This window comes from Sulfuricella sp. T08 (genome assembly GCF_000971475.1).
GTDB lineage: Bacteria > Pseudomonadota > Gammaproteobacteria > Burkholderiales > Sulfuricellaceae > Sulfuricella.
In genome coordinates this window covers 236626-263040 of record NZ_DF967539.1, presented here as the reverse complement: position 1 = coordinate 263040, position 26415 = coordinate 236626, and the positions used below count along the sequence as shown (strand labels likewise).

Below are 26415 nucleotides of genomic sequence, written 5' to 3'. Positions count from 1 at the left end.
AGAAATCCATCTGTAACTTGAGCCATACTGTGGCTTATCGGGTGGGTCAATTTTCAGTGCAAATCCCGGGTCAATATTCGGCGCAAATTAACAGGTAGTGCTTCAACCGCGCATAAAATGCGCTGTGCGAGATGGCCAAGAGGAACAGCCAATTTGCCACACGGAATCTGCCTGGTTCGTTTAGCGATCCTTGGTATCGCCTAGGTCGAGTATGTCCAGACTTGGACTTCTTGGATGGTGTAGCCCGAATAAGCGGCTTGCCGTTGATTGTTACCGACATAATAATTTCCCTAATTAAGTTTCATAGACGAGCCGCGTTAAAGCGTCTGCTGCCGATTCGGTAGAAACTCATTGGGGAGTTCCGTGACCGGAGTGCTAACCTGCCAATTTCCGTAACCCATTGCGGGTTACCCATGGCTGACTATCCGAGGGAACTCGTCCCCCATGCACTCCATTGCAACGGATATTTACTGCTGCAAAAGGATAACAATTTCTGACTCAGAATTCAAGAGCTGAGCGCGTGCAAAAATCTTTTATTACTATCAAATCCCGGTCTTCAACGGTACGGCCTTACCATCTGCCTGGAGGCTACCGATGTAGCCTGCCCATTGCTCCATCATGGCTATACGATCTGCCATGTACTGAGCCTTGTTGTACGCAGCTTTCACGGCATTCCGCTCCTTGTGCGCCAACTGGACTTCGATGACCTCTGGTCGGTAGCCAATCTCGTGCAGAATCGTTGATGCCGTGCCACGGAAGCCGTGCCCCGAGAACCCGATGGAGTTTTTCCCGTTGAATCCCATGCGTTCCAAAGCACGGTTGATCGTTGTGGCTGTCATGCAATCAGATTCACGCCGATAGTTTGGAAACAACCAGTGCGGGCCAGTCTTGGGGGTGCCCACAATCTCCCGTAACTCGCGTAGGAGAGTCACAGCTTGTGAGGAGAGCGGAACCACATGGTCCCCAGCATTCTTAATCTTCATGCGGGATGCGGGAATCGTCCAGACGGCGTTATTCAGATCGAACTCGCCCCAGGTAGCTGCTCTCAGTTCCGTGGTGCGAACGAACGTAAGCATCAGCAGTTCAATGGCAATGCCGGTCGTGCGCTGGCCTGTGAAAGCCATTAGCGCCTTGAGGAATTCCCGAAGCTCTGGGACGCTCAAAGCCCGATTGTTTTTTACCTTCTGGCGGACAATCACATCGCTGGCCTTTAGGTCAGCCACAGGGTTCCGCTCGGCTCGCCCAGAGACTATCGCTAGTCGGAAGACCGCCCCAGACCACTGGCGAAGCATGATCGCCAACGTAGGCGAACCTGTCGCCTTCCGTTCGCCACCTTTGCACTCGCTGCGCTTTGCGACGCCGGTAACTAGTTCATAAATTTCTGCGGTCGTGATCTGCCGAATGGGACGGCTCCCAATAGCCGCGTCCCGTACATACCTCCGCATAAAGGTCTCAACTTGCGTCAGGTAATTCGGCGTCCACTTGATCTTATTGCCGCTGATCCACTCCTCCGCCACTGACCAGAAAGTTGCTGCCTTTTCCGCCTTGGCCATGAGCCGTTGATCATCGTCGAAGTCTGAGGGGTGGATGCCTTGCTGAACCAACTTCTCGATGGCTATGCGTCGTTCACGGGCCTCGGATAGCCCTACATCCGGAAATGTGCCGAGCGTGTATGTGCAGTCTTTACCGTCCAGCCGGTAATTCCACTTCCAATACTTCTTTCCAGCCACCGTGACCAGTACGTACAGGCGGTCGGCGTCAGACAGCTTATAGGGCTTGTCCTTAGGCTTTGCGCCGAGGATCGCGGAGTGGGTGAGGGTCTTGGTGGACTTCATCAGGGTGGTGGCAATCGAATATTTACCACCAATTTACCACCATTTAGCAGGATAGCCTAGGTTATTTAATTCCGTATTATCTGTATAACCTATTGTTTGCAATGATTGCAGGATACCGCCGGAGATATTTGGTTAACAAATATAATTGTCGATCATCAGCAGCATGTCATTCCCCTCCGCCCAACCCGCCCAGCGCCAGCTCTGCAGCGCGCAGCACGGCACGGGCCTTGTTGCGGGTTTCTGTCCATTCGCTGTCTGCCACCGAGTCGGCGACGATACCCGCTCCCGCCTGGACGTAGAGCGTGCCATCCTTGACCACCGCGGTACGGATGGCGATCGCCAGATCCATGTCGCCGTTGAAGCCGAGATAGCCCACTGCGCCGGCGTATATGCCGCGCTTGGTCGGCTCCAGTTCGTCGATGATTTCCATCGCACGCACCTTGGGTGCACCGGACACGGTGCCTGCCGGGAAAGTGGCGCGCAGCACGTCCATCGCATTCAGGCCGTTCTTCAGCTTGCCTTCGACGTTGGAGACGATGTGCATGACATGGGAGTAACGCTCGATGGCCATGTTCTCGGTGACCTTGACCGAACCAGTTTGGGCAACGCGCCCTGCATCGTTGCGACCCAGGTCCATCAGCATCAGGTGTTCTGCCAGTTCCTTGGGGTCGGCCAGCAAATCGGCGGCCAGCGCCTCGTCCTCTTCGCGGTTCTTGCCGCGCGGACGGGTGCCTGCAATCGGACGCACGGTAACGGTTTCCTCCTCCAGCCGCACCAGGATTTCCGGCGACGAGCCGACCACCTGGAAATCGCCCATGTCGTAATAGAACATGTATGGAGAGGGATTGAGTGAGCGCAATGCGCGGTAGAGCGAAAGCGGCGAGGCGGCGAAAGGCTGCGACATGCGCTGGGACAGCACCACCTGCATGATGTCGCCGTCGAAGATGTAGCGCTTGGCTTTTTCAACCGCCCGTTTGAATGCGTCTTCACCGAATTCAGATTCGGCCTGTGCAGGCGGATAAGAAGCCGTGACGGGGATTTTCACTGACTGGTTCAACTGGCTACGCATTTCGTCCAGCCGCGCCTGACCGCGAGCATACGCGCCGGGCAGGGCGGGATCGGCATAGACGATCAGATAAATCTTGCCGGACAGGTTGTCCACCACCGCAACTTCCTCCGACAGCAGCAGCAGGATATCCGGCGTGCCCAGCACGTCCGGCTTGACGGTGTGGGCCAGTTTTTTCTCGATATAGCGGATGGTGTCGTAGCCGAAGTAGCCTGCCAACCCGCCGGTGAAGCGGGGCTGACCGGGGTGCTCGGACACTTTCATGCGCGCGACGTAATCCCGGACAAACTGCAGCGGGTCATCGGTTTCAAGCTGCTCCAGCACTGTGCCGTCATTCTCGACGCTCACGCTGTGGCCATGCACCCTGATCCGGGTTTTGGCCGGCAGGCCGATAAAGGAATAACGACCGAAGCGCTCACCCCCAACCACCGATTCCAGCAGGTAGGAATAGGGACGATTGGCAAGCTTGAGATAAACGCTTAAGGGTGTATCGAGATCAGCCAGGGTTTCCCTGACCAGCGGGATGCGATTGTAGCCTTGGGCGGCAAGCGCGTTGAATTCGTGTTCAGTCATTTATGTTCACCACAGAGACACAGAGGCACAGAGAAAAACCCAAAATCATGTAATTGACCCGGACGACTAGACGCGCCATCGCCATGAAACAGATTTCGCAGTTCTCTGTGCCTCTGTGTCTCTGTGGTTCATGAACTTATGCCTTTTTAATCAGCTTCAATAGTTCCGGCAGGCTGTCGATCACCGCATCGCAATCCTGTTCGCGCACATCCTTGCCGCCGTTGTAACCGTAAGGCAGCAGCACCACCGGACAGCCGGCGGCACGAGCAGCCTGGCTATCGTTAAGGGAGTCGCCCACCAGTAGCAGATCCTTGGGCTCGACTTCGTAGTAAATGGCAGCATAGCGCAGCGGTAGTGGGTCCGGTTTCTTGCGCGGCAGGCTATCGCCGGACAGAATCAGATCGAAATCATCCTTCATGCCCATCGCCTCCAGCAGCGGCAGGGTGAAACGCTGCGCCTTGTTGGTGATGCAAACCAGCGTGTAACCGGCGTCGTGCAACGCCTTCAGCCCTTCCATAACGCCCGGGTAAGGCTGGGTTTCGCGGTGCAACACTTCGTCGTAATGCTTCTCGAACAGCGGCAGGGCCTTGGCGAAAAGCGCGTCATCCGGCTTGCCATACATTTCGCCAGAGAGTGCCCGCTTTACCAGATTGGCGATGCCGTTGCCGATGTAGGACCGGATTTTCTCCAGACTGACCGGCGGCATCTCCAGGTCGCGGAGCATGCGTTGCGCTGCCTCGGCGAGATCAGGGGCGGTGTTCAGCAGCGTGCCGTCGAGATCGATGACGACCGCCTTGACGGGCAATGGAAATTTTTTATTCATAAAAACATTTCACCACAGAGTCACAGAGGCACAGAGGAAAAACAGACCAAACAACAAGCCATTTACGGCATACAAAGAAACCTTAATGGTTTTGAATTTCTCTGTGCCTCTGTGGTTAGTGTTTTAAACCTTCGCCAATTCTGCGCGCAGCGCGCCAATGATCGAATCGTAGCGATGCGGATCGCTGTCCTTGGCCGCGCCAAAAACGGCGGAACCGGCAACGAAAGTGTCCACGCCTGCCCTGGCGACTTCCAGGATGTTGCCCGGGCCGACGCCACCATCGATTTCCAGGCTCACGCTCAGGCCGCGCGCGTCGATCATCTGGCGAACTTTGCGGGCCTTGTCCAGGACGTAAGGAATGAATTTCTGGCCGCCGAAGCCGGGGTTCACCGACATCAGCAGCACCATGTCGAGTTTGTCCAGGGTGTATTCCAGAACGTCCAGCGGGGTGGCCGGATTGAACACCAGACCGGCCTTGCAGCCGCTTTCCTTGATCAGGCCGATGGTGCGGTCGACGTGCTCGGAAGCTTCCGGGTGGAAAGTGATGTAGCTAGCGCCGGCCTTGGCAAAATCGGGGATGATGCGGTCTACTGGCTTGACCATCAGGTGCACGTCGATGGGTGCGGTCACGCCATGCTTGCGTAGCGCCTCGCACACCAGCGGGCCGATGGTCAGGTTGGGCACATAGTGGTTGTCCATGACGTCGAAGTGAACGATATCGGCGCCAGCGGCGAGAACATTATCCACCTCCAGGCCCAGTGTGGCGAAGTTGGCGGACAAGATGCTTGGCGCAATTCTGTATTGGGGCATGGCGCTTCCTTATTAATAAACCAAAAGTGAAGATTTTACCCTAAAGGACTCCGACTTTCTATCCGCGGCAACTTACCCGCAAATGAAATATCGTATGTCCCAATTAATGGCAACGGGTCTATCGTGCTTGCACGGAAAGCCAAATTCGTGTGCAATAGCAAGATGGCTGACAGCAAAAAATATGAAATTACGGTAAAAACCCACGTCGAGTTCATTCCCGATCAATCCGACGTCGATCTGGAACGGCACGTTTTCGCCTACACGATCACCATCACCAACACCGGCAGCGTCGCCGCCCAGTTGATCAGCCGCCACTGGGTCATCACCGATGCCACCGATCAGGTGCAGGAAGTGCGTGGCCTGGGCGTGATCGGCGAACAACCGCTATTGAAGCCGGGCGAGAGCTTCGAATACACCAGCGGCTGCGTGATCGCCACTCCGGTCGGCACCATGCATGGTAGTTACCAGATGACGGCTGAGGACGGCACCAAGTTCGACGCGCCGATTGCCGAATTTTCCCTGAACATGCCGCGCGTGTTGCACTAACGGAAAGACTTGGCAATTAGCCACAGTCATGTAGGTTGGGTTAGCGGCCTTATCGCGTAACCCAACAAACCCAACCAAAAGTAGGCGCCTCTAGGCGACATTCCCCAAAAGTAGGCGCCTCCTCCAGGCGACACCGGTGCTTAGAAGGAAGCTTGAGTTTGTTGGGTTACGGCGCAAAATGCCGCGCCCAACCCAACCTACATTTACTGCTTTTTATCAGATTATTCAGCATTGAACTCGAGTCGGAATCCAATATTTCCATGAAAAACCTACTTGCCCTGCTTTTTACTCTGGCGGTTTCCGCCTGTGCCACGCTGGAAAAACCGGCCCCTATTCCTCCGCCCGTCGCGCCGCCGCAAGCCATTCCGGTCGTTCCGCCAACCCCGGTAGCGCCGCCACTTCAGTCGGTCGGTTGGGAGGCGCTGGCCGGCTGGCAGGACGAAGACCTGGCAGCCGCCTGGGACGCTTTCAAAAAAAGTTGCGTCGCGCTGCAGAAACAACCGGCATGGCAAGCGCCCTGCGTTGCAACAACGGGAGTTGCCTCCTCGAGCAACGCAGCCCTGCGGGAATTCTTCGAACAATATTTCATCCCCTATCAGGCCACGCAGCCCGACGGCGGTTCCGAAGGGCTAATCACCGGTTATTACGAGCCGCTGCTTAATGGCAGCCGTACCCCCTCGAAGCGCTACCGCCATCCGCTTTACGGCTTGCCCGATGACTTGCTGATCGTGGATTTAAGCAGCGTCTATCCGGAACTGAAAAACCTGCGGCTGCGCGGCCGGCTCGAGGGTCGCCGGGTGGTGCCCTATTACAACCGCGCCGAAATCGACAACGGTGTAGCGCCGCTCAAGGGCAAGGAACTCTATTGGGTGGATGACGCAGTCGAACTGTTCTTCCTGCAAATTCAGGGTTCCGGAAAAATCGCGCTGCCCAGTGGCGAAACCCTACGCATCGGCTATGCCGACCAGAACGGCCATCCCTATAAATCCATCGGCAAGGCATTAGTGGAGCGCGGCGACCTGCCGCTGGAAAAGGCCTCGATGCAGGGCATCAAGGACTGGGGCAAGCAGAATCCGGGAAAGCTTCCCGAACTGCTCAACCTCAACGCCAGCTATGTTTTTTTCCGTGATATGCCGAATAATCTTCCTGGCCCGCTCGGCGCCTTGGGTGTGCCGCTCACCGCCGGACGCAGCATCGCCGTCGACCCGCGCCACATCCCCCTGGGTGCGCCGGTGTTCCTCGCCACCACCTGGCCGAATAGCGCGAAGCCGCTCAATCGCCTGATGCTGGCACAGGATACCGGCGGTGCGATCCGTGGCGTAGTGCGGGCGGATTTTTTCTGGGGCTTTGGCAAGGACGCCGGCAAGCTGGCCGGCAGCATGAAACAAAGCGGGAAAATGTGGGTGCTGTTACCCAAGGGCTACACGCCGCCGCAAAATGGCGCAACCAGCAACGGTCAGGGGGTCAACGGCAACGGCGGCTGAATCACCGCCGGTTTTTTCCGGTCGTTCAACTCGTAAGACACCCGGATCAGCAACCGGCTTTTTACAGCCCGGCCATTCTTTTGCGCGGGCGCGAAGTGCGCCTCGCGGAAAGCTGCCAGCGCGGATTCCTCGAAAACCCCTTCGGGGTTCGCTTCCATCACTGTAGCCTCTTTCACCGCACCGGCCTCGTCGATCAGCAGCAGCAAAACCACATTACCCTCCACACCCTGCTCGGGGTAGACCGGCTTGATCTCATATAGCGCGGTGGGATGCACATCCACCTGCTTGGCCGGATACCAGGTGGGATCTTCGAGCAGAGGGACTTCCAGCGCTGGCAACAAAGAGTTGGCCTGATCTACAGCTGGCGAAGCCGGCATGGCAGGTGGCGGCACTTCCTTCTGATCGCGCACCGGCTCTGCAGTCTTACTCTCATTCGTCACCTGGACAACAGAGGGATCGCCGGTTGAAAGTGCCACACTGCTGACTTCCCCTGCCTGCCGCTCTATCCGCACCTCCATGGCTGACTGCGCCTTTCCTGACTGCTGCGCCGCTTTAATCTGAACGCCAAGGATCAATGCAAGATGCAATACCAGGGAAGCAGCCAGCGCCAAGACGAAGCGATCCACTGCATCGAGGTCGCCAAGTTTGATGGGGGTGGGGCATACGATCTCGCACGAGCCGGTTTCATGGCTCGTAGCGGATCGGGGTCCTTTAGGGTTAAATTCGGTCATACCGTCGCAAGTATAAACGGCAGTAGCCGGAATAAAAAAGGGAGGCGCTAGGCCACCCTTTAAATATGGGCTAAAGCGCCCATGTGCGAGGACAACATTCGCGATTAGCTGAGTGCTGCGCTCCCTTTTGACAACCTCAGAACTTCACGGTTACGCCGGCATAGATCGAACGCCCCATGCCTGGAACAGCGATTCCGTAAGGAGCGACTCCTGGGGGCATCGTCGTTCCTTGTCCCACATAGGCCCCACCCAACGGATAGTTGTAGAGCCTATTGAAGACATTCTCCACACCCACATCGAACCGTGCCTTTTTCCACGTATAGCCGCTGCGCAGATTCAGCAAGCCGTAGCCTGCGGTTTTAAGCTCGTTGCGAATTTGCGATACGTCATCCTTGGCATCCACAAACTGGGCCTCTACAGTGTTGGTCCAGCTACCCAGGCGTTGCACTACGGCCAGTTTCGCGTTCAGCGGCATCATATTGTAGAGATTGTCGTCCGTGCCGCTCGTGGTCTTTCCGTTGACGTAATTCAACATGCCGGTCGCCGTGAAGCTGCCATAGCCGGTGTTTTTGGCCAGCGGGAAATAACCGGAAACATCCAGGCCGTAGAGGCGAGCGTCCTGGTTAACAAACTGGAGGAAAACAAAACCTGTCGTCGCGGTCTGGTTTGCCAGGCCGCAGTTCGTATTTGAAGAACTGCAACGCCGCGCATTGATGTAGTCCTGGACGTAGGTGTAGTAAGGCGTGACCTTTAGTCCCCAATTCTGCTGCTCGGTATCATGCCAGTCGGCGGTGGCGCTGATGGTATTCGCAACTTCCGGCTTCAGATCCAGGTTGCCCACGTAGCCATTACCATCGCCATTCATGTTGACCATGTTCATGGCCATGCCGCCAGTTGACCAGCTATAGCGCTCATAGAGGTTGGGCGAACGCGTTTTCCGGGCATAGCCAAACTCGTAAGTTTTGCTGCTATCCGCCGTATAGCGCGCTAGTGCGGTCATGTCCCAGTTGTTGTCAGTACGACTGCGGTCGCTGGTGTTAAATTTTGTTGCATCTGCCAAATACGTGGCGCCAGTGTTATAGCCCTGCACCGTGCCCGTATCCATCTTCACCGTTTCGCTACGCACCCCGAACTGACTGAGCCATTGCGGAGTCCAGCGAGCCTCCCATTCGGCGAAGGCGGCGTAACGATCGCGCTGGCCATCGTTGATGTTCCAGAATGTGTTCGGTGACATTCCGCCATTACCGGACGCGTCCCACCAGTCATTCAGACGGTAACGCTGGGCTTCGCCACCCACCCTGAGAATGTCGCGCTCGGAAAGAACAATGTCTGCCTTGACCAGAGCGCCCGTATTCCGCCCTTCCGTATCCATCGGCATGCCGGGTGCGGGTATCGTTTGGGTTGCACTCTTGTACCAGAATGCCTTGTCCTCGAGGAAGTTCATCTTATGCCGGGTATGTTCATTATATGCTCGCACTTGCAGGGTGCCCCAGTCGTATTGGCCGGTATAGCGCAGATTGACCTGTTCGCTGTCATTGCCGGTCATGTCCATGCGCTGATTCGGGTAGCCTTGATAGGGGATGTCCTGGAATCCCAGCTTGAGTTCAACCAGATGGTTTTCATGGCGCAGCGCAAAACCGATGGACTGATTCGTCGATTTATACATGGACGACCCAACCTCATTGCCCGGCAGCCATTTCGTCGAATTTACATAAGAATTACTGCCTTTTATGAAAGCCAGCCCTGCCGGCTTGAAGTCCCCACCAGCCTTGTAATTGCCGGACTCCACGGTTGAACCGCTATACGTCATGCTCAGCTTTTCGCTCGCGACCGTGGCCGAAAGATTGCCGCCCGTAGCATTACCGTTGCTGCGATAAAAACCGCCGACCTGCCCTTTGAGCAGCGTTCCCTGCCCTGCTGCGGCAAACTCTGGTGCCGGAGAATTCGCCAGAATGGTGCCGCCAATGCTGTCACCACCCACGCTCACCGGCGTGATGCCGGAAAATACCTGGATACTGCCCACGTTGGATGGATCAATGTAGGAAAGCGGTGGATTCATGTGGTTTGCGCAGGCAGAAATCAGATCCATGCCATTGACCTTGATGCGCAGACGGTCATCGGCCAGACCTTGAATCACTGGCAGGCTGGAAACGCCACCGGCACCATAAAGGCTGACACCGGGCACATCCCTGAGGAGGCTGGCAGCATCGCTGGTGGAAGACCGCATGGGGGCAAGACTTGCCTCACCTAAACTGGAAGCGCCGAAAGCTTGCTGGGTGTCGATTTTCGAGGCGCTGACGACGACTTCTTCCAGTTTCGTCGGCTGTGCTTCATCGGCAGCCAGCGCAAAGTGATACGGCATGATCGCAGCCAGCGAGGCAGCAAGAATACGGGGTTTGAACGTCATTTTTATGATTCCCTTCTTATGAATTGAACAAGCAAATAGCCACTTGCTAATGCAATCCATGTGCCAGAAAAAAACCTTTACGAATCAGTGGGAGCAGACAGCCCGTCCTGTGCAATTTCGCACAGGGTGTGGCAAAAGACGCAGATCGAGGAGTGGATTGGGCAGAATGCCCTGCTGGGTTACTGCTTGTGATTTTCTTCCGGAGCCGGCACCTTGCCGCTGGGAGTGGTGACGAAAGCCAGCTTGGTGATGCCGACGCGCTGCAGTAGTGCCAGCACCTGGGCGACACGGCCATAGCGCACGCTTTCGTCGGCGTGCAGCTGAACATTGGAGTCGCTATCCTGGGCGGCGATCTTTTTCAGTTCGGCCTCCAGCGTATCGAAGTGGATCAGGCGCTGGTCGATGAACACACCACCTTGGGCGTCAATTGCCATCTGGATGGTTTTGGTCTGTTTCATCGGCGACACCGCCGCGGTCTTGGGCAGATTGACCTTGACCGCCTGCATCAGGAGCGGTGCGGTGACGATAAACACGATCAGCAGTACCAGCATCACATCCACCAGTGGAGTGACGTTGATCTCGCTCATCGCGGTCTGTTCTGAACGGCTGTGCAGTCCCATCGCCTTACTCCACCTTAAATCCTGACTTCATCGCCAAGTGCAGGAAATCGGTAGTGAAATCCTCCATCTCCGCCACGTACAACCGGGTACGGCGTAAGCCGTAATTGTAGGCCAGCACAGCGGGGATGGCGGTGGCGATGCCGAGGGCGGTGGCGATTAGCGCCTCGCCAATCGGGCCAGCCACTACGTCCAGCCCGGCGGAACCGCTTTTGCTGATGTCCTGCAGCGCGTGCATGATGCCCCACACCGTGCCGAACAGACCGACGAAAGGCGCGGTGGAGCCGATGCTCGCCAGCACCATCAGGCCGCTGTCGAGCCGATTCTGTTCCTTCTGCACCTGCTGGCGCAGGCAGCGCTCCAGGATGTCCTGCTGATCGCCGCTGTGCTGCAGATTCTGTTCACCGCCCTTGTGCATGTCGCGCAACGCAGTGAATCCGCATAGCGCGAGACGCGCCAGCGGCCCGGCAGCGGTGGTGGCAGCCTGCTCCGCTTCACGCAAGCCTTTTGCATTCCAGAATGTCTGGCTAAACCGCTTGTTTTCCTGTGACAAACGCCATTGCGCCCACCCCTTGACGACGATCAGGGTCCAGGTCACAACCGAGAACACGGCCAGAACCCACAGCGTGATGACTACAATATCCGACGAAGAAAAATGGGGCATGAACAATCCTGTTTAATTATTTTCGAGTTTAAACGTAATCGGCACCTCGACCCAGGCAACAACCGCCTGGCTGCCCCGCTTGGCGGGCATGAAACGCCACTTCTTCACAGCTTCCAGCGCGGCATGATCGAGCATTTCATGACCGCTGGTTTTTTTCAGCTCGGCACGTTGACACTCGCCACCAGCCGAAATTTCGGCGCGCACCAGCACCGTTCCCTCGATGCCGCGCCGCCGCGCCGCCAGCGGATAGGCCGGCGGCGGGTTGCTGAGGTAGGCGGCATTATAGCGTGGTAACTCCAGCACCGGCTCGGGTGCAGGCGGCGCGGGGGGGGATGGAACTGGCGGAGATGGCTGCGCGATCGCCACTGGCGCCTGCTGTTGCGCATGTTCCACGACCGGCTGCATCACCGGAACCGGTGTCGGTGCCGAAACCGCTTTCTTCACAACCGGTTTCGGCTGCCGCTCCACTTTGGGTGGCGGGGGCTGCAGCGGAACCACCTTCGGTTCCAGGGGGGCGGGCGGTGCGATCAGCGAAACCTGCACCACCGGCAGGGGCCGAGGCGGAATGAGCTCGCTCTTGAAATGAGTGTATCCCCACCATACCGTCACATGCAGGAGAACGACCAGACCGAACGAGGGTAGCCAACGCGGCCACTCCCGGTCGGATTCGACTTGCATCATTGCGTATTCCAAATACGATCCAAAATGTCGCCTAGAATAACATAATCAAACGGCGCAACCCGATCGCGATCAATACAACTGCCGCTCCCCAGCGCAGCCATTTTCCCAGCCACTGCCGCCCCTCGCGCAGATTGCGTCCGAACAAACTCAGCAGGGGCACAATAACCAGCAGCGGGGTGAGTGCCGCGCCCAAACCGAAAGACAATCCATAACCAACGCCGGACAAAGTGCCGCCGGACAGCGCGCACACTGCCAGAAGAGAGGCCAGTGGCGCGCACGGCGTCATGCTCAGGGAAAAGCCCAGCAAAAATGGCGGGGCGCCCGCCCCCCGTTGCGCCGCGCCGCATGCTGCCTTACGCCGCGCAGGCAGCAGCAGCCAGATGCCGGCACCCAGGCTGGCGGCACCGATGAAGGCATTGCCCACACCGCCGCTCAGGGCATGGGTCAGCCACACACCGAGCGCCCCGGCCAGTCCGCCGAGCAGGCTATAAGCCGTTATCCGACCGAGCACGAAGACACCAGTATCGAACAGCGCCTCGCGGTTACTGCCGCCGCGCCCCAGTACCCAGGTGCCCATGAACGGCAAACAGGTGACGGTACATGCGGTCAATCCCATGGAAACGCCCAGCAGCCAGACAGAAAACAGGCTGATGGTCTCGGGTAACAGGGGCGCAGTGCCGCCGGACATGATGACATCAAGCATTCTCCACCCCGGATTCTGGCTTGCGCGATACTGCGGCGGCCTTGATCGTACCATCCGGCATCTCGCCCTTCATGCGCCGCTTGTAGTACTCGCGGCTGGAACTGAACAGCGCGATCGGCCCCCACTTCATCTGGATCACGTCGTCATCCGGGCAGAACTCGACGCAGCGCCCGCATAGTGTGCAATCCTCGTGGAATGCCTTGGAACCATGCTCGCGGGCAATCTCGTGGATGTCCATCGGGCAGGCCTTGGCGCATATGCCGCACTTGTCGCACTTGTCGTGCTGCTTTTTCACCAGCCGCATCGGCGACAAACGCTGAAAAGTCGCGTTGAACGACAGCATCGGGCAGATGCGGCAGAACGGCTGACGCACCGCTAACGCCGCCACCAGGATGAAACCAAACAGGGTGTTGGCAATGGCGCCGAAAACAAAATCCAGTGTGCTGCCAGTGCGGATCGCCAGTTGTTCGGTATTGGCAGTCAGCAAGGTGGTGGCGAGACGCGACGGGCAAACCTGGCAGTAAGCATCGCCGGTAGCATGGGGAGTTACCCCCAGCCCGGCCAGCAGCGGCAGAGCCAGTACCAGCACGATCAGCACCAGCCACTTCACCGGCCGCACCTTGCTCACACTGCCGTCCTCGAAACGGCGCAGGGGCAGGTTGAGCCGCCGCCCGAGCTTGTTAATCAACTCCTGGATCGTGCCGAGCGGACAGATCCAGCCGCAAAACACCTTGCTCAGCACCACGAAGAAGGTGAAGAAAGTAAGCAGGGTGAACAGTAGCGGCAACACCATCTGGAAGGTGAACTGCTGGGCCTTGACCAGTGCTTCGCCGACACGGTGGTGCAACTGGTGCTGGGTAGGGATCAGCACGCAATAAGAGCCGTTCTGCTGGTCGAAGGCACAGGAGAGAGCAGGCAAAGCGTTTGAAATCTTCTCCGCCATATAGAAGCCGACCACATTGGATCCATAGACGGTCAGCAGCAGCATGGCGATCTGAATGAACAGCCGGAAACGGCCTAGAGTTGGAAAAATCGATTTAAACATCATGCCCCCTTAACGCTATTTTTGTTATTGGCTTTCTTCCGGCGCAGCAGGGGCGCGGCGAGCAGCATACCGAAAACGCCGAAGCCGGCCCCCGCCAACAGATTCTTGCCGGTGGTGGCGTCGGGCGAATAGGCATAGTTGAAAGCGGTCAGATAATGCGTGCCGCCTTCATCATGCTCCGCTGCCAGCACGAATTTACCCTTGCGCGGACCCATGTGGTGGTCGTGCGCCTTGGCAGGGTCGGCCGGCTTGAAGTCCAACGGGAACAGCACCGTCACCATCCCTTGCGCATCGCTGGTAAAGGCGGTTTTGGTGCCGAACTCGGTCTCCAGCTTGAGCTCCTTGTTGGCCAGTGGCTGGCCATTGAAGCGCAACAGGAACTTCCATTTGTCGCTTTCACGGTAGGCGCCGTGCTCGCGCGGCAGCGGCTGGGGAATAATCTCCAGCTCGTATTTCGGCTTAAGCAGCAATGCGGTCGGCGCCGCGCCGGGGTTGCCGAAGAAGTAGGTGGTGGAGGCCACCGTCACCTTCCCTTCCGCCTCCTCTCGCGCGCTCACCCAGTGGTAGTTGCCGATCTTTGGCGTCACCGCCTCGATCTGGGTTCCCTCCGGAGTGACAGGAATCTGGCGGCGCAGGCGATCGACCGGCCCCTCCGCGGCGAACACCTCCAGTTCAGCTGGCTGGAGGTTCTTCACCGCCAGCTTCGCCACCGCGCGGTCGCCACCCCTGCCCATCATCGGCGTGAGCAGCGGGTATTTTGTCCATTCCCGCCCCTGCCATTTGCCTTGGCCGGCAGCGGCAGAAGCCGGGTTTCCCGCAGGCCTTCCATCCGCCACGCCAGAGGCGCAGGCCAGCATCAGGGTTACCGACAGGATCAGGTTGATTGGTCTTTGCATGAATGCTCTCCTGTTCCTGGTTGCTTAAAAGGCTGCCGATACGCCGGCATACCAGGTGCGCGGCCGGCCGACCACGATGGAAAGGTCGTTGGCGTTGTAAATGTTGTCGTAAGCCCCGGTAATGTAATTGGCCTGGTCGTTGGTGCCGCGTGCAGTGACCCAGTACTTACGGTCAAACAGGTTGTCTACCCGTGCGAACAAGGACCACTTGGCACTCAGGAACCCTTTTTCCCTGATATCGTAGTTGGCCAGCAAGTTGAACAGCGTGCGGCCAGGCAGTTTTTCCTGGTTGATCTCATCCGCCCAGGCCCAGGACTTGGTATCCATTTCCAGGCCGAGGTGGAACTGGCTGGAGGGTTGCCAGTGACCAGTCAGATTGATCTGATTAGAAGGTACCCGCGGTACCGTCCTGCCGGTATTATTGAAGTGCGCCATGGTAGGATTGGTTGCATAAATACTGCCGAGCACCTGGTAGAAGTTATCGTATTTGGTGAAGTAGGCATCGATGTAGCTGTACGCCAGATCGAAGGCATATTCACGCTTCCGGTCGCTCTTCAGAGCTAGCTCGAAGCCACGGTTGCGTACACCGCCGATGTTATCGTACATCTCCTGAATCGTTGGGCTCGATCCGGCATACTGGCCGGTGGTGGCCATGATGTAGTCCTTGCGGTCAATCTGAAATATCGAAGCATCCGCATCCATTTCAATGCCGAACCATTCGGTCTTGGTACGCAGACCAAACTCAAGGTTGAGCGATTCCTCAGGTCTCAGGTTTTCGTTGTTTGCCGTTTTGCCGCTTGACGGGGAAAGCGAGCCGCGATAAAGCTGGTCGACGGTCGGCGTGCGGAAGCCGGTGGAAAGATTGCCATAGACGTCCATGTTGCTTTTAAGCGCATAATTCGCCCCAGCCCGCCAAGAACTGTTCTGAAACGATTTAGAACGGTTAATCGCGACATAGCCGTTGTCTTTACCCGGCTTGGCGGAATAATCCAGTCCCAGTTCATCGTAGCGCCCGTTGAAAGTCAGTGTCCAGTCGGTGGCCGGCCTGAACTTGACCTCACCATAAGCACCGTTGACCGACTCGTCGGTACTGTCATCAGTCATGATGGTGCCAGCCGTCACTGAAGCGCCCGGCGCGCAGGCCGCGCCCTGCTTGCGGCTGCAATAATCCACCCCGGCCTTGTTCAACTGCTGATATTCATTGCGGCGCAAATCCAGCCCGGCCAGCCAGCCGACATTGCCGGTCGAGGAACGCCACTCGCCCTTGGCGCCGCGTTGTACCTGCTGCCAGTTGTTGAGAGTAGTGTAGGCATCGTAGTAACCTGGGTCGCTCGGCAACACGCTGGTTCCGTTGGTATAGAGCGACTGGGGTGCCGACAGGAAATTCGTGTGGTCTCGGTATTCGTAGCCCATCAGGAGAATATTGCTCCTGGGATCGTAATTATTGGAATAGGTCAGATTGAGCTTCTGCAGATCGACAGCATACTTGCGGGTATAGTCACGCCCGAGCACGCCTTGTGGGTCCAATTCGGCCTGAGTCACCCCTTTTACCGAACCGTGCTTATCCTTGCTACGGTCTGATTTTTCGAAGCCGAAAGTCAGATCACTGGTATCGGATAGATAAAGATTGAAATTGCCATTGAGATAATCCGTCTTGTAAGACGACTGGAAATAATAGTCATCGCCGTAGCGGTGCGAGGCTTGGATGTGGCCGTTGCCTTTCTCACCAGAGAATCCCACTCGCGCCATCTGTTTCTCGTAACCCCACGAACCGGCTTCCATGCTTACAGTTGCACCGGCATACTTGGCGCCACGCTTGGTGGTGATGATCACTGCTCCGGAAAGCGCGTCTTCGCCGAACAGGTAGGAGGCACCCCCCTTGATTACCTTGATCGATTCAATGTTGTCGAGGTCAATATTGACCTTGCCGGTGCGTTCGAACACCGGCACACCATCGATCACGATCGCCACACCCGGCTTCTCGCCCATATAGCGCTGGTTTTCAATGCCCCGTAGCTTGATCTTGATCTCGTCGCCACTGGACAAGTCAGCCGTCACCCCAGGGATGGAGCGCAACACCTGGATGACGTTCTCGATGTGAGCATCATCCACCTCCTTACCGCTGATCACGCTGATGCTCGACGGCTCGTCGCGCTTGAATTCAAAGCGGTCGTCGATAGTAGTGGAAGTCACCACCACCTCCTTCATGGTTTGAGCGGCATCCTGGCCAACTTCGGCGCTCCAGGCACTACCCGCCATACCGGCGCAAATTCCCACGATTAACCGCTGCAATAAATAATTCCTTTGTTTCATCTTCAACTACTCCCCTTTGACAATGTGTAAATTTGCGACACCCAGATATAAGGATGTTCTTATCTTCAATTTAGACAGGGGATTTAATCAGCAACCTTCATGCCATCAACGCATGCTTTGAAAAACAATAGGTTGATGCAGATCAATGCGGTGCCATTTGGCGCAGTTGCGTGAGTTGACACACCCGGCCAAATTGCCGGACGAAGTTGAAGTGCAAAAAAACGCCGGATATTCAGCGGTGAGGCGGGGAGAAATTAGTGACGTTAGCGACGAGAGTAGTATTTCTTCAGCCATTGCCCTAACTGCAGGCCATCGAGCTTGCCGCTGAAAGCCAAGGCCTTGTGGGAAGGATCGTAAAGATAAGTGCGTGGCAGTTCGCCATGCCATTTGGGGTCGATCTCGAAGCGCAGGCGTTCCGCAAAAGGGTCAGCAAAAACCCAGGCTTGCGCCCCTCCGAGCCCGGATTGCCGCAGCGTGGTGCCGATTTCTTCGCCCTCTTCCGGCGTATCGGTAGCAACCAGTACCAGATCAAGATCGGGATGCTTTTTTACCAGGCTGGACAGCAAGGCGAATTCTTCCCGGCAATGGGTGCAGGTCAGCGACCACATACCCAAGATGAATGGCTTGCCCTGCCGGGCTGCGGTAATTTCCTTCATGCTACCGGCGACAAAGGGCTTGAGCTCTTGCGCCGCCGCGGGAAGGGTCAGCATCGACAGCACAGCCATTGCCAAACATAGGAGTCGCCGCATTACAGTTCCATCCCTATCAGTCGGAAGCCTTCCTTGGCGGTGTTCCACGACAGATAGGGTTGAGTACCGTCGGCTATTAGCAGGGGATGATCCGAAGCGCCGGTGGTTGCAGCAATCTGGCGAGGCGGAGACCACGACTTGCCGCCGTCGGCGGAGGACATCCCCCTGATGACCGAGTTCTGTCCGTCGAATTCTTTCCAGACTATATGCACGGATTTGCCGACACTCAGCACATATGGATGACCGGCCTGCGCCTCGAAATTGCCGAAATTCAACGGCGTGGAAAATGTTTTGCCCCGATCGGTAGAATTGGCATAAAACAGCCCATGCCGCTCGGGCGCATTGTCGAACCAGACGAAATGATGGACGCCATCAGATGCGACAGACAGCGCGCCACCGTGATGCGGACAAGCATCCACTTCCCATCGGTCGTAGCTGACGCGGATCGGCGAGGATTTGCCATCCAGCCGCAACATGGCATGGTCGCGCTCGTTCTTGCCGTACACATGGCGCCAGAAAACCACCGGCGTACCATCGGCATCCAGCGCCATTGCTACGCGGCAGCACTCGCAGGAATGGTCGGCGGCCTTGGCATTGGAATGAAAGTTTGCGCCGCCATCGTCGGACACTGCGTAATAAACGCCTACCCCGGTATATTTCTCGCCTTTCCTGATGGCAGCGCTCAAATCGCGTTTATCCAGCCAGGCGAGAAAAACCTGCCCCCGGTCGTTCACCTCCAGCGCCTCGAACCGATGGCTGATTATTTCCCGGTTGTCGTTGACGGTGAGCGGAGCGGAGAATGTCTTGCCGCCATCCAGCGAGCGACTGAAGCGAATATCGCCGGTCATCGGCTTTTCCAGCGCCTGAGTATAGGAAATGTAGACGACCTCTTTCCTGACGAGGATCTTGGGACGATTTTCGCCATCCGCGGCGATGTTCTCCGCCTCGGCATTTACCTTGACTGGCTGGCCCCACGATTTTCCGTTATCGCCGGAAAAATCCACCGAAACATACCCATCCCGCACCGATGCCCGCCACAGCCCCCCCTTCTCGTCGAATGCGGCGGAAACCGCGAGCGACGGCTTGGCCAGCATCGCCTTCCACATTTTTTCCCTGTCCTGAAGAGAAGGTGGCGCGCCATGCTCTGCGTGGGCGGTCTGGTCTGCGGCCTGAACCCAACCCGCCAGGTTCATCACGGCAAGCAGCAGGCCAAATGCGATTTTGTTCATTCCCGCCATCCCATCAGTAATCAAATTTCAAATTGGCAAACACGGTGCGCTGCGGATAGGGGTGGGCGACATAGGCCTTGTAGTTGCCGATGTTATCCACGCCAATAGAAGTGCTCCACTGTTTCGCGACCTTGTAAACGACTTTGGCATCGGCCACCAGAAACGAGCTGGCTCCTCCATAGGTACTGGGATTGATGTCGCTGTTATCCAGAAGGTTGTACTGACGGCCGCTGTAACGGGCCGCCAAGCTGTAGGAGAGTCGATCGGATGCATGGTAGATACCGGCCAGCGTTGCCCGCCAGTCCGGGATGCGCGGCTGAACCATGCCGACGTAGGCCGGGTGCTGGGTGTCCTGCAGAATCTTCGAATTGGTATAAGTGACGCTGCCGGAAAGATCAAAGCCGCGTATCCACAAGTCGCTAAGCTGCAGCGCGGTTTCGATGCCGTAGGTGCGAATCTTGTCGACATTCTGGATGCTTGTGATGTTAGGCGACACTGTCGTATCGGTTTGTGAAACGAGCGCATCCTGCTTGTCTTCCTGGAACAGCGAAACACGCCACAGCCCATTTTGCAGCGCCCTCTCTGCCGTGAGTTCCCCAGAGACGACCTGCTCCGGTTTCAGGTTTGGATCGTTCGTCTTTATACCTCCAGGCCCGGTGAAAGTCTGGAACATCTCGCTGACGGTCGGGAAGCGAACCGCCTTGCCAAGTGATCCCCGCAAAGCCCAGTTTGTCGATGCCTGGAAGGAGAGTGCAACCTTGGGCGAAAAGGCCGTGTCTGTCCGGTCAGCATAGTTCAGTTGCTTGTAGGGGTTGGGGTTGGCAGAATTGTAGTTACTCCCGTCAAATACCTTCCAGTATTCCTGGCGACCGCCTACGACCAACTGCCAGTCGGGCGCAAAGCGCCAGGCATCCTGAAGGTACAGCCCCTGGGTCTCCGTCTTTCCCTTCGAATTCGAGCTCAAAGCCCCCGCGGCACCGGTAAGCCAATCCGTAGCGACAGTATAGGTATTGGAGTTTAATTCATAGCGATCAATGTGATAACCAAAGCTTACCTGGTGCTTGCTCTTCAGGTCGCCATCGGGGCGCCACTCGCCGCGCAGGTCGAGAGTCTGCCAGCCGGTGCCGTCCATCAAGGTGACTTGTCCGCCCTGGCGGATAGCCCCAGTGCCCAAATCCACCCCATTGTTTGCGGTGTAGTTTGCCGTGCGGGAAATATCCTTGTTGTAGTCGTAAGCGCTGACGGCCGCTTCCCAATCCCATTCGCCGCGTGTATTGGATTTCACCGAAAACCCCTGCATCCAGTGCTCGCTTTCAGCGTGGCCCGGACTCAGGCTGGCCGTCTTGTAATTAGTTCCGTCGATTTTGACGTTCCCGTTGTAAACCGTGTTCCCGAGTGCGTCCTTCAGGTAGCTGTCGACACTGGTATCCGAGTTGTTCTGCCAGACCCCCAAAGTGTAGGTGGCACGCACAGTCGGAGAGAAATCATAAGCCAGCTTGAACTTGCCGTTGTCCTGCAAGGTATGGTCGATGCTGTAACCACCAGTAATCACCCGCACCGCACCCGTCGGATCGGTGTCTCTATACGCACCGGTGACAGTCGTAGTGCCGCCCCCCCCTGCAGTGGCGGTGCCGAAACTCATCGGGTGTCCATGCGTATCGAGATGATCCCCGCTAATCCAGAAAGACCAGTCACCAATTTTATTGCCAATGGATGCGCTGGCATGCGCGCCATCATAATTTTCGTTTGTGCCGTAGAGGTTGAAACTTTCCCGGAAAACCTGCAGATTCGCGTGGGCTTCGAATCTCTCCGGCATCCGGGTCGTCATCTGAACCACTCCGCCCATCGAGTTGCCGGGATAAAGGACAGAGAACGGGCCGTAGATGATATCGACCCGTTCGATTTCCTCCGGCGATACCATGCCCCAGCGCGGCGGGTAGCTGTAGCTGTTACCGAGAAAATTCGAGAGCAGCAGGTTGTCCGCATAGACGATGGATTGCGCGCTGGAAATGGTGCCGGTCGTCCGCGTCGAAACGATGCCGTTGCGGTCGCCGATGTAGCGCTCGCGAACAACGATGCTCGGCAGGTATTTGATCACCTCGGCCGAGGTCACCGCATTGATACTTTCTGCGATCTGTTTTGCCGTCACACCCTCGGTCGTTGCCGGCAAATTGGCCGGAACAGCCGGTTTATCGCCCTTGATGACCATCTCTTGCAATTGCGTATCGGATTTCTGATCCACATCGACACACCACCCCGAACCCGCCATGCTGGCACACACCCCAGCCACCAACCCCCGCAACACCTTGTCGTTCATTTTCAGCTTCGCTCCCTCGTTTTTTAATTTTGTCAAAAATCGTTTTCAGGCGACCAAAGGCCGCCTTAACATCAAAGGTTGATCTATGGCAACTTTCATGCCAATGATAAGTCATTGTTATATCGCACAGCACGCAACCAAGTCGAGATCGAGACATTTCTTTTACAGCTTAGGCAAGTGCGACCAGCTCTTCCCGACAGCGCGTACAAGCTCAGAACCGGTGGCCGACCCCCACCGCCAGAGACCACGGTGCAGTCAACTGCCCGGATGCCGGATCAGCCGGGTCGGTATTTGCGTACTGTTTCAGGGCAGCTTGCACGAATCCATATAATTGAGTTTGCGGAGTTATCGCATAGCTGAGGCCAGGGCTTAAGTTCCACGAGTAGCCGCCCGATGCCACGTTGGCGTAGCCTCCCGTGTCTCGCTCCCGATGTTGCGCATTCAGCTGGAGCAAGGCGTTAAGTGCAGGCGTTATCGCATAGTGAGCTCCAAGATCGAAACTTAGCTCTCTCCCCGGTCGATAATTATCACGGGTGGCAATTGCAGTCTGTACCTGACCACTGGCAAACCAGCCCCAATTGGTGCCCGGCAGATTACGGAAATAGTAGGCGCCAAGAATGGCATCAGTACTGCCGGTTCCTGGCTGGCTGGAACGCTCCAGCGCATAAGGAACAGTTGGATTGTTAGCCGGATCGGGCGGCGTCATGGTTTTGTTGATAGCACCTGTGGGCAATTTAAGACCGAACCGTATCCCGCTCCCCGAATTCATGTTGCCCAGATCAAATTTGTATTTTCCGATTACCCGAATATCGCCCAACTCGGTAAATTTTGCTTGTTGTTCGAATGGGGTGGTGACGGATGAATCGAAGGTATGGGTGTGGTCACGCATGACCAGCGGGACGCCAAGCGCGATATTCCAGCGCGAATTGATCGTATAGTCTGCATCGAGGTTGAGCACCTGATTAACGGTGCGCTTGTCTTCGATTTCCGAATCACTACCACTCGGCGCATCCGGCGTGATTTTTGACGACCTGGCACGCCACTGATCAGCCTTTGCATACGAATAGCGCATGTCGACACGCAACCCCTCGTAACTGGAAAGACCTTGTGTGTCCCAGCTAGTGTTCACAGAACAGAAGGCCGACCCGCAAGAGGCATTTGCATTCGCTGCGATCATTGCGATGGCGGCTGAGAGTAGATAACGTTTCATAGATACCCCATTTTTATACTTAATTCTTCATTTTCGACTTCGCTCCAGCTGAAAAATATTCTGTACGCCACAACTGCGGCATATGCTTGGGCCAGCCGATAAGACGGCTGACCGCTGGATAGTAAACATAGCTGCTTGAGTTTCTTCTCGAAACCGGCGTGAATATTGCACTTCAATGAACCGGCATACCAAGTCGCACGATGACACGGCTGGCTGGCACAGAAGTGCTATAAGGCGAAGATCAGGAACGAACGGGGGGCTCTTGTTTTAGCGAGGCAATCCAAAGGGATTGTGGGTCATGGACAGGCGCCCATGCTGCCATAAGTGATGGCAAGAAAAACGAAATAAAAATGGGTGGCGGGCTATCTGCTGTCTGAAAAACAACAGCGGCATGATCAGGAGACAGGCAGAACGGACAATGTTTAGCTGTTGGAACGGAAGAAGGGGAATGCTGCGTATCTCCGTTAGTTGTGGATATGGCGATTTTTTTGAGGCCGAACGAGGAGCACATTTCCACCACGACCACCCCTTTTCCAGCCGCTATGGCATAGGTCACCGTGGCGGCCAGGGCATTGAATACCATGGCGAACAGCGCAAGAATGGCAAAGCGACGAAGGGTTTGAAAACGCATAGCTTTGCATTATGCGTATATTTCATACTGATTTCAAATTGCAGTGATCCGCAAAAATAATGATGGATTAAATCCCAAAGGGCAAATCTGTCTCACCAACCTTTGTTGATGGTTAAAGCTACTGTCTGGCAGAATATTTAGGGTAGCGGGACTTCCGACGCTCTAATCAATTGACTCACAAATCGGATATTGACGTATGAAATCAGTATTCTTATACTATGTCCCATGGATGCTTTCTTTCTTATCGGCCACTCACCCGTCTTCCGCCAATTGCTGAATACGGCGCAGCTGGTTGCCGCCACCCGCGCGACCGTGCTGATCAGCGGCGAGTCGGGCAGCGGCAAGGAAAATCTGGCGCGCTTCCTGCACAGCCACAGTCCTTTGGCAAGCCGTCCTTTCATCGCAGTCAACTGCGCCAACTTGCCGGAAAACCTGGTGGAATCCGAACTGTTCGGCCACCGCCGCGGCGCTTTCAGCAATGCCGTTTTCGACCGCGACGGTTTGGTGCGGGCGGCCCACAATGGCACTCTATTCCTTGACGAGATCGGCGAACTGCCGCTGACAGCGCAGGCCAAGCTGCTGCGCTTCCTGGAAAACGGCGAAATCCTGCCGCTGGGTTACGATAAGCCGATCAAGGCCAACGTACGCGTAATCGCCGCGACCAACTGCGACCTGGAAAAGATGGTGAAGATCGGCCGCTTCCGCGCCGACCTGTTTTACCGCTTACTGGTGGTACCGATGGAAGTGCCGCCGCTACGTGAACGCGCGGGCGATATTGGCTTGCTGATAGAACATTTTGTTGAAATGGCGGCGCAGCAGCACAGCCTGCAGGCCGTTTCCTTCAGCCCGGACGCGATGAAAGTGCTCAAGGCTTACCCTTGGCCCGGCAACGTGCGCGAGTTGAAAAACCTGTGCGAGCGACTGACGATATTGTGCAATTTCCAGCGTGGCTCGCTCGGCGTGGAAAACCTGCCGCTCAGCATCCGCGGTGGACAGCGAGTTACCACATCCACCCCTGCGACTGCCCCGCTCAACTTGGAGCAGACCGAGCGCGACCTGATCCTGCAAGCCCTGGAGCAAACCAGAGGCAACCGCACTCGTGCCGCCAAGCTGCTGGGCATCAGTCGCTACACCCTGCTTTACCGGATAAAGAAATACTTTGGCGCCGAAGAATCCGGCCTTGTGGGCGAAACGTAAACAGACCGCTTCCTAAATAAAACGACTCCTAAAGGAGCCGTTTTATTGTTGAATTACTCTATTTCGACTTGATCACCGTCAGCAGGTCACGCTTGTGTTCTTCCTCCTGGATCAGGATATCCTCGAGCACCCGGCGCAAACCATACTCCTTGAGCGCCTCGGCCTGGGCAATCCGTTCTTTGTAGCGATTGATAGCATTGTCCTCGCCCTTTAGATCCTGCTTCAACATCGCCAAGCTGTCGCTGTCGGTTTCGCGCTTTTCCACGTCCACCGTGGGCACCCCACCAAGAAAATCAATCTGGTCGGACAGCATGACGGCATGCATCATCTCCTCCTGGGAGTGAATGATCAATTCCTTCTGGATCGACTCATACTGTGCACCAGTGATCGCGGAAGCATGCTGAACGTACTGTACCGCCGCGGCGTATTCCCATTCCAGATCTTTGTTGAGTTCCTCGAGCAGTTTCTTCTTCGTAATTTTCATGTCCGACTCTCCTTTAGAATGAATCTAAATTCAATATAGCCCTAAAAACCCTTGCGTGCCACCAAGTCCACCAGCGCCGATAAGCCGCAGTGGCCATCCCCTTCGCAAATTTCGTCGTCATGTTCGGCGAGATGAAGAATTTCCATGGAAGAAAATTCCTCGCGCAGGGTTTCTGCCGTGTACAGATTTTCTACGCTGGAAGGTCCGCCGGTCTGGTATTCCAGTTGCTTTGGCCGGTAGCCCTGCAGGATCAGCAAACCGCCCGGCTTGAGAGCGCGTAGCATCAGTTCATTCAGGATGAGTCGCTGTTCAGGGCCAACAAACTGGGTGAAAATCGCCACAACAGCATCAAAGCGGTTTTCACCCCAGCTCCAGGTAAACAGGTCACTGATTTCGTGGCGCACTGTCACCCCGTATTGCCCCGCCAGTCGTTGCGCCTTTTCCACTGCCACCGGGGAAAAATCCACCGCCGTCACATCCAGTCCCTGCCGGGCAAGCCAGACGCCGTTCCGTCCTTCGCCATCGGCCACGGCCAGTACAGCTTGCCCGGGCTTGAAGCGGTGAAGCTGCGAGGCCAGGAAAGCGTTGGGGGCGGTGCCGTAGAAAAATTCGTCGCCGCTATAGCGCTGATTCCAGAATTCTTTCAATTCTGTGGCCTTTCGCCGTTAAGCAGCTTTTCCAGGTTGGCGGCTGGAATCATGCCGGGAACACGCATCCCGTCGGCAAAGATGATCGTGGGCGTACCGTTGACCTTGAGCTTTTGGCCCAGCTCGGCAATTTTCGCCAATGGGTTTTCGCACTTGCTGCCCGCCTGCGGCATGGTTCCCTTCTGAATCAGATCTTCCCACGCCTTGACGCGGTCAGGTGCACACCATACCGCCTTGGCCTTATCTCCGGCCTGTGGATGGAGGCTGGCGATCGGGTACAGGAAAATATAGATCGTCACATCAGTGACCTTTTCAAGTTCTGCATCGAGCTTCTTGCAATACGGGCAATCCGGGTCGGAGAACACCGCCAGTTTGCGCTTGCCGTTACCCTTCACCTGCTTGATTGCCGATTCCAGCGGCAGCGTATCGAATTTCACCCGCATCAAATCGCGAATCCGTTCTTCTGTCACATTACGCTGGGTCTTGGCGTCAATCAGGCTGCCGACAAGAATGAAACTGGCATTTTTGTCGGTATAAAAAACCTGGCTCCCCCCCATGACGGCCTCATATAGGCCACCGTATTGGGTTTTTTGCAGACTTTCGATCTTGATATCGGGAAACTTCTTCTCGATGGCGGCCTTCACTACCACCTCATCCGCACCCAGCTTGGTATCAGCCAGTGCCGCGCCAGCAAAGAAAAAACCCGACACCAGGCACACCAAAAATTTTGAACGCATTACAATTTCCTTCTAAGGTG

At 56.4% G+C, this 26415-nt stretch carries 24 protein-coding genes; 3 read left to right on the top strand and 21 right to left on the bottom strand.

Annotation, left to right across the window (positions count from 1 at the left end; genetic code table 11):
- Window positions 1-542 precede the first annotated feature (542 nt).
- The 4 genes from SCT_RS10670 to rpe all read right to left on the bottom strand — a co-directional run bounded on the left by SCT_RS10670 (window position 543) and on the right by rpe (window position 5107).
- Window positions 543-1835 (bottom strand): site-specific integrase, encoded by a 1293-nt coding sequence (locus SCT_RS10670; protein ID WP_059422737.1) that lies wholly within the window; start codon window positions 1833-1835, stop codon window positions 543-545.
- A 166-nt stretch (window positions 1836-2001) separates the two neighbouring features.
- Window positions 2002-3474 carry an anthranilate synthase component I gene (trpE, locus tag SCT_RS10665; RefSeq protein WP_059422734.1) on the bottom strand — a complete coding sequence of 491 codons (1473 nt, stop codon included), beginning with the start codon at window positions 3472-3474 and terminating at the stop codon, window positions 2002-2004.
- A 136-nt stretch (window positions 3475-3610) separates the two neighbouring features.
- The gene (locus SCT_RS10660; RefSeq protein WP_059422728.1) at window positions 3611-4297 is read right to left on the bottom strand and encodes a phosphoglycolate phosphatase; all 687 of its coding nucleotides are present in this window, start codon (window positions 4295-4297) and stop codon (window positions 3611-3613) included.
- A 123-nt stretch (window positions 4298-4420) separates the two neighbouring features.
- On the bottom strand, window positions 4421-5107 hold the full coding sequence (gene rpe / locus SCT_RS10655; protein ID WP_059422723.1) for a ribulose-phosphate 3-epimerase: 687 nt from the start codon (window positions 5105-5107) through the stop codon (window positions 4421-4423).
- Window positions 5108-5269: 162 nt separating this feature from the next.
- Between rpe and apaG the strand changes: the two genes are divergently transcribed.
- Both apaG and SCT_RS10645 read left to right on the top strand, forming a co-directional pair.
- Window positions 5270-5653 (top strand): Co2+/Mg2+ efflux protein ApaG, encoded by a 384-nt coding sequence (gene apaG, locus SCT_RS10650; protein WP_059422721.1) that lies wholly within the window; start codon window positions 5270-5272, stop codon window positions 5651-5653.
- Between the two features lie 260 nt (window positions 5654-5913).
- Window positions 5914-7137, top strand: coding sequence for a murein transglycosylase A (locus SCT_RS10645; RefSeq protein WP_059422794.1), 1224 nt, complete (start codon window positions 5914-5916; stop codon window positions 7135-7137).
- On the opposite strand, the gene SCT_RS10640 is transcribed toward SCT_RS10645, so the two are convergent.
- From SCT_RS10640 to SCT_RS16810, 14 genes are all read right to left on the bottom strand, one after another.
- Complete coding sequence (locus SCT_RS10640; protein WP_059422717.1) at window positions 7110-7868, bottom strand: energy transducer TonB; 759 nt, start codon at window positions 7866-7868, stop codon at window positions 7110-7112. The genes SCT_RS10645 and SCT_RS10640 overlap by 28 nt on opposite strands.
- Before the next feature lie 136 nt (window positions 7869-8004).
- Window positions 8005-10275, bottom strand: a complete 2271-nt coding sequence (locus tag SCT_RS10635; protein WP_059422714.1) for a TonB-dependent siderophore receptor — start codon at window positions 10273-10275, stop codon at window positions 8005-8007.
- A gap of 179 nt (window positions 10276-10454) precedes the next feature.
- Complete coding sequence (locus tag SCT_RS10630) at window positions 10455-10895, bottom strand: biopolymer transporter ExbD (protein WP_059422712.1); 441 nt, start codon at window positions 10893-10895, stop codon at window positions 10455-10457.
- 4 nt (window positions 10896-10899) lie between these two features.
- Window positions 10900-11556, bottom strand: coding sequence for a MotA/TolQ/ExbB proton channel family protein (locus SCT_RS10625; protein ID WP_059422710.1), 657 nt, complete (start codon window positions 11554-11556; stop codon window positions 10900-10902).
- Window positions 11557-11568: 12 nt separating this feature from the next.
- Entirely contained in the window at window positions 11569-12237 is a 669-nt protein-coding gene (locus tag SCT_RS10620) for an energy transducer TonB (RefSeq protein ID WP_059422707.1), read from the bottom strand.
- Between the two features lie 31 nt (window positions 12238-12268).
- Complete coding sequence (locus SCT_RS10615; protein ID WP_059422701.1) at window positions 12269-12940, bottom strand: sulfite exporter TauE/SafE family protein; 672 nt, start codon at window positions 12938-12940, stop codon at window positions 12269-12271.
- Window positions 12933-13985 (bottom strand): 4Fe-4S binding protein, encoded by a 1053-nt coding sequence (locus tag SCT_RS10610; RefSeq protein WP_059422792.1) that lies wholly within the window; start codon window positions 13983-13985, stop codon window positions 12933-12935. Before SCT_RS10610 ends, SCT_RS10615 begins: the two co-directional genes overlap by 8 nt.
- Complete coding sequence (locus tag SCT_RS10605; protein WP_059422699.1) at window positions 13985-14881, bottom strand: hypothetical protein; 897 nt, start codon at window positions 14879-14881, stop codon at window positions 13985-13987. The genes SCT_RS10610 and SCT_RS10605 overlap by 1 nt, the downstream gene beginning before the upstream one ends.
- Before the next feature lie 24 nt (window positions 14882-14905).
- Window positions 14906-17194, bottom strand: coding sequence for a TonB-dependent receptor (locus tag SCT_RS10600; RefSeq protein ID WP_082098297.1), 2289 nt, complete (start codon window positions 17192-17194; stop codon window positions 14906-14908).
- 263 nt (window positions 17195-17457) lie between these two features.
- On the bottom strand, window positions 17458-17943 hold the full coding sequence (locus tag SCT_RS10595; protein WP_059422691.1) for a hypothetical protein: 486 nt from the start codon (window positions 17941-17943) through the stop codon (window positions 17458-17460).
- A complete protein-coding gene (locus SCT_RS10590; RefSeq protein ID WP_059422689.1) occupies window positions 17943-19172 on the bottom strand; it encodes a sialidase family protein in 1230 nt (409 codons plus the stop codon). The genes SCT_RS10595 and SCT_RS10590 overlap by 1 nt, the downstream gene beginning before the upstream one ends.
- A gap of 13 nt (window positions 19173-19185) precedes the next feature.
- Entirely contained in the window at window positions 19186-21525 is a 2340-nt protein-coding gene (locus SCT_RS10585) for a TonB-dependent receptor (protein WP_237759659.1), read from the bottom strand.
- A 175-nt stretch (window positions 21526-21700) separates the two neighbouring features.
- Complete coding sequence (locus tag SCT_RS10580; RefSeq protein WP_059422687.1) at window positions 21701-22699, bottom strand: transporter; 999 nt, start codon at window positions 22697-22699, stop codon at window positions 21701-21703.
- Window positions 22700-22940: 241 nt separating this feature from the next.
- Window positions 22941-23330 carry a DUF2946 family protein gene (locus SCT_RS16810; RefSeq protein WP_082098296.1) on the bottom strand — a complete coding sequence of 130 codons (390 nt, stop codon included), beginning with the start codon at window positions 23328-23330 and terminating at the stop codon, window positions 22941-22943.
- 225 nt (window positions 23331-23555) lie between these two features.
- On the opposite strand from SCT_RS16810, the gene SCT_RS10570 reads away from it, so the two are divergent.
- The gene (locus SCT_RS10570) at window positions 23556-24527 is read left to right on the top strand and encodes a sigma-54-dependent Fis family transcriptional regulator (RefSeq protein WP_059422680.1); all 972 of its coding nucleotides are present in this window, start codon (window positions 23556-23558) and stop codon (window positions 24525-24527) included.
- Between the two features lie 58 nt (window positions 24528-24585).
- Here SCT_RS10570 and SCT_RS10565 read toward each other — a convergent pair whose 3' ends face one another.
- From SCT_RS10565 to SCT_RS10555, 3 genes are read right to left on the bottom strand one after another with little or no spacing between them, the layout of a single operon-like run.
- The gene (locus tag SCT_RS10565) at window positions 24586-25011 is read right to left on the bottom strand and encodes a bacterioferritin (RefSeq protein ID WP_009207687.1); all 426 of its coding nucleotides are present in this window, start codon (window positions 25009-25011) and stop codon (window positions 24586-24588) included.
- 41 nt (window positions 25012-25052) lie between these two features.
- The gene (locus SCT_RS10560; protein ID WP_059422677.1) at window positions 25053-25658 is read right to left on the bottom strand and encodes a cyclopropane-fatty-acyl-phospholipid synthase family protein; all 606 of its coding nucleotides are present in this window, start codon (window positions 25656-25658) and stop codon (window positions 25053-25055) included.
- The gene (locus tag SCT_RS10555; RefSeq protein ID WP_059422675.1) at window positions 25655-26395 is read right to left on the bottom strand and encodes a DsbC family protein; all 741 of its coding nucleotides are present in this window, start codon (window positions 26393-26395) and stop codon (window positions 25655-25657) included. Before SCT_RS10555 ends, SCT_RS10560 begins: the two co-directional genes overlap by 4 nt.
- Between the last annotated feature and the right edge of the window lie 20 nt (window positions 26396-26415).

What these genes read in the sequence shown, in the direction of transcription:
- SCT_RS10670 (WP_059422737.1), bottom strand. Translation starts at nt 1,835, where the DNA reads ATGAAGTCCACCAAGACCCTCACCCACTCCGCGATCCTCGGCGCAAAG.
- trpE (WP_059422734.1), bottom strand. Translation starts at nt 3,474, where the DNA reads ATGACTGAACACGAATTCAACGCGCTTGCCGCCCAAGGCTACAATCGC.
- SCT_RS10660 (WP_059422728.1), bottom strand. Translation starts at nt 4,297, where the DNA reads ATGAATAAAAAATTTCCATTGCCCGTCAAGGCGGTCGTCATCGATCTC.
- rpe (WP_059422723.1), bottom strand. Translation starts at nt 5,107, where the DNA reads ATGCCCCAATACAGAATTGCGCCAAGCATCTTGTCCGCCAACTTCGCC.
- apaG (WP_059422721.1), top strand. Translation starts at nt 5,270, where the DNA reads ATGGCTGACAGCAAAAAATATGAAATTACGGTAAAAACCCACGTCGAG.
- SCT_RS10645 (WP_059422794.1), top strand. Translation starts at nt 5,914, where the DNA reads ATGAAAAACCTACTTGCCCTGCTTTTTACTCTGGCGGTTTCCGCCTGT.
- SCT_RS10640 (WP_059422717.1), bottom strand. Translation starts at nt 7,868, where the DNA reads ATGACCGAATTTAACCCTAAAGGACCCCGATCCGCTACGAGCCATGAA.
- SCT_RS10635 (WP_059422714.1), bottom strand. Translation starts at nt 10,275, where the DNA reads ATGACGTTCAAACCCCGTATTCTTGCTGCCTCGCTGGCTGCGATCATG.
- SCT_RS10630 (WP_059422712.1), bottom strand. Translation starts at nt 10,895, where the DNA reads ATGGGACTGCACAGCCGTTCAGAACAGACCGCGATGAGCGAGATCAAC.
- SCT_RS10625 (WP_059422710.1), bottom strand. Translation starts at nt 11,556, where the DNA reads ATGCCCCATTTTTCTTCGTCGGATATTGTAGTCATCACGCTGTGGGTT.
- SCT_RS10620 (WP_059422707.1), bottom strand. Translation starts at nt 12,237, where the DNA reads ATGATGCAAGTCGAATCCGACCGGGAGTGGCCGCGTTGGCTACCCTCG.
- SCT_RS10615 (WP_059422701.1), bottom strand. Translation starts at nt 12,940, where the DNA reads ATGCTTGATGTCATCATGTCCGGCGGCACTGCGCCCCTGTTACCCGAG.
- SCT_RS10610 (WP_059422792.1), bottom strand. Translation starts at nt 13,985, where the DNA reads ATGTTTAAATCGATTTTTCCAACTCTAGGCCGTTTCCGGCTGTTCATT.
- SCT_RS10605 (WP_059422699.1), bottom strand. Translation starts at nt 14,881, where the DNA reads ATGCAAAGACCAATCAACCTGATCCTGTCGGTAACCCTGATGCTGGCC.
- SCT_RS10600 (WP_082098297.1), bottom strand. Translation starts at nt 17,194, where the DNA reads ATGAAACAAAGGAATTATTTATTGCAGCGGTTAATCGTGGGAATTTGC.
- SCT_RS10595 (WP_059422691.1), bottom strand. Translation starts at nt 17,943, where the DNA reads ATGCGGCGACTCCTATGTTTGGCAATGGCTGTGCTGTCGATGCTGACC.
- SCT_RS10590 (WP_059422689.1), bottom strand. Translation starts at nt 19,172, where the DNA reads ATGAACAAAATCGCATTTGGCCTGCTGCTTGCCGTGATGAACCTGGCG.
- SCT_RS10580 (WP_059422687.1), bottom strand. Translation starts at nt 22,699, where the DNA reads ATGAAACGTTATCTACTCTCAGCCGCCATCGCAATGATCGCAGCGAAT.
- SCT_RS16810 (WP_082098296.1), bottom strand. Translation starts at nt 23,330, where the DNA reads ATGCGTTTTCAAACCCTTCGTCGCTTTGCCATTCTTGCGCTGTTCGCC.
- SCT_RS10570 (WP_059422680.1), top strand. Translation starts at nt 23,556, where the DNA reads ATGGATGCTTTCTTTCTTATCGGCCACTCACCCGTCTTCCGCCAATTG.
- SCT_RS10565 (WP_009207687.1), bottom strand. Translation starts at nt 25,011, where the DNA reads ATGAAAATTACGAAGAAGAAACTGCTCGAGGAACTCAACAAAGATCTG.
- SCT_RS10555 (WP_059422675.1), bottom strand. Translation starts at nt 26,395, where the DNA reads ATGCGTTCAAAATTTTTGGTGTGCCTGGTGTCGGGTTTTTTCTTTGCT.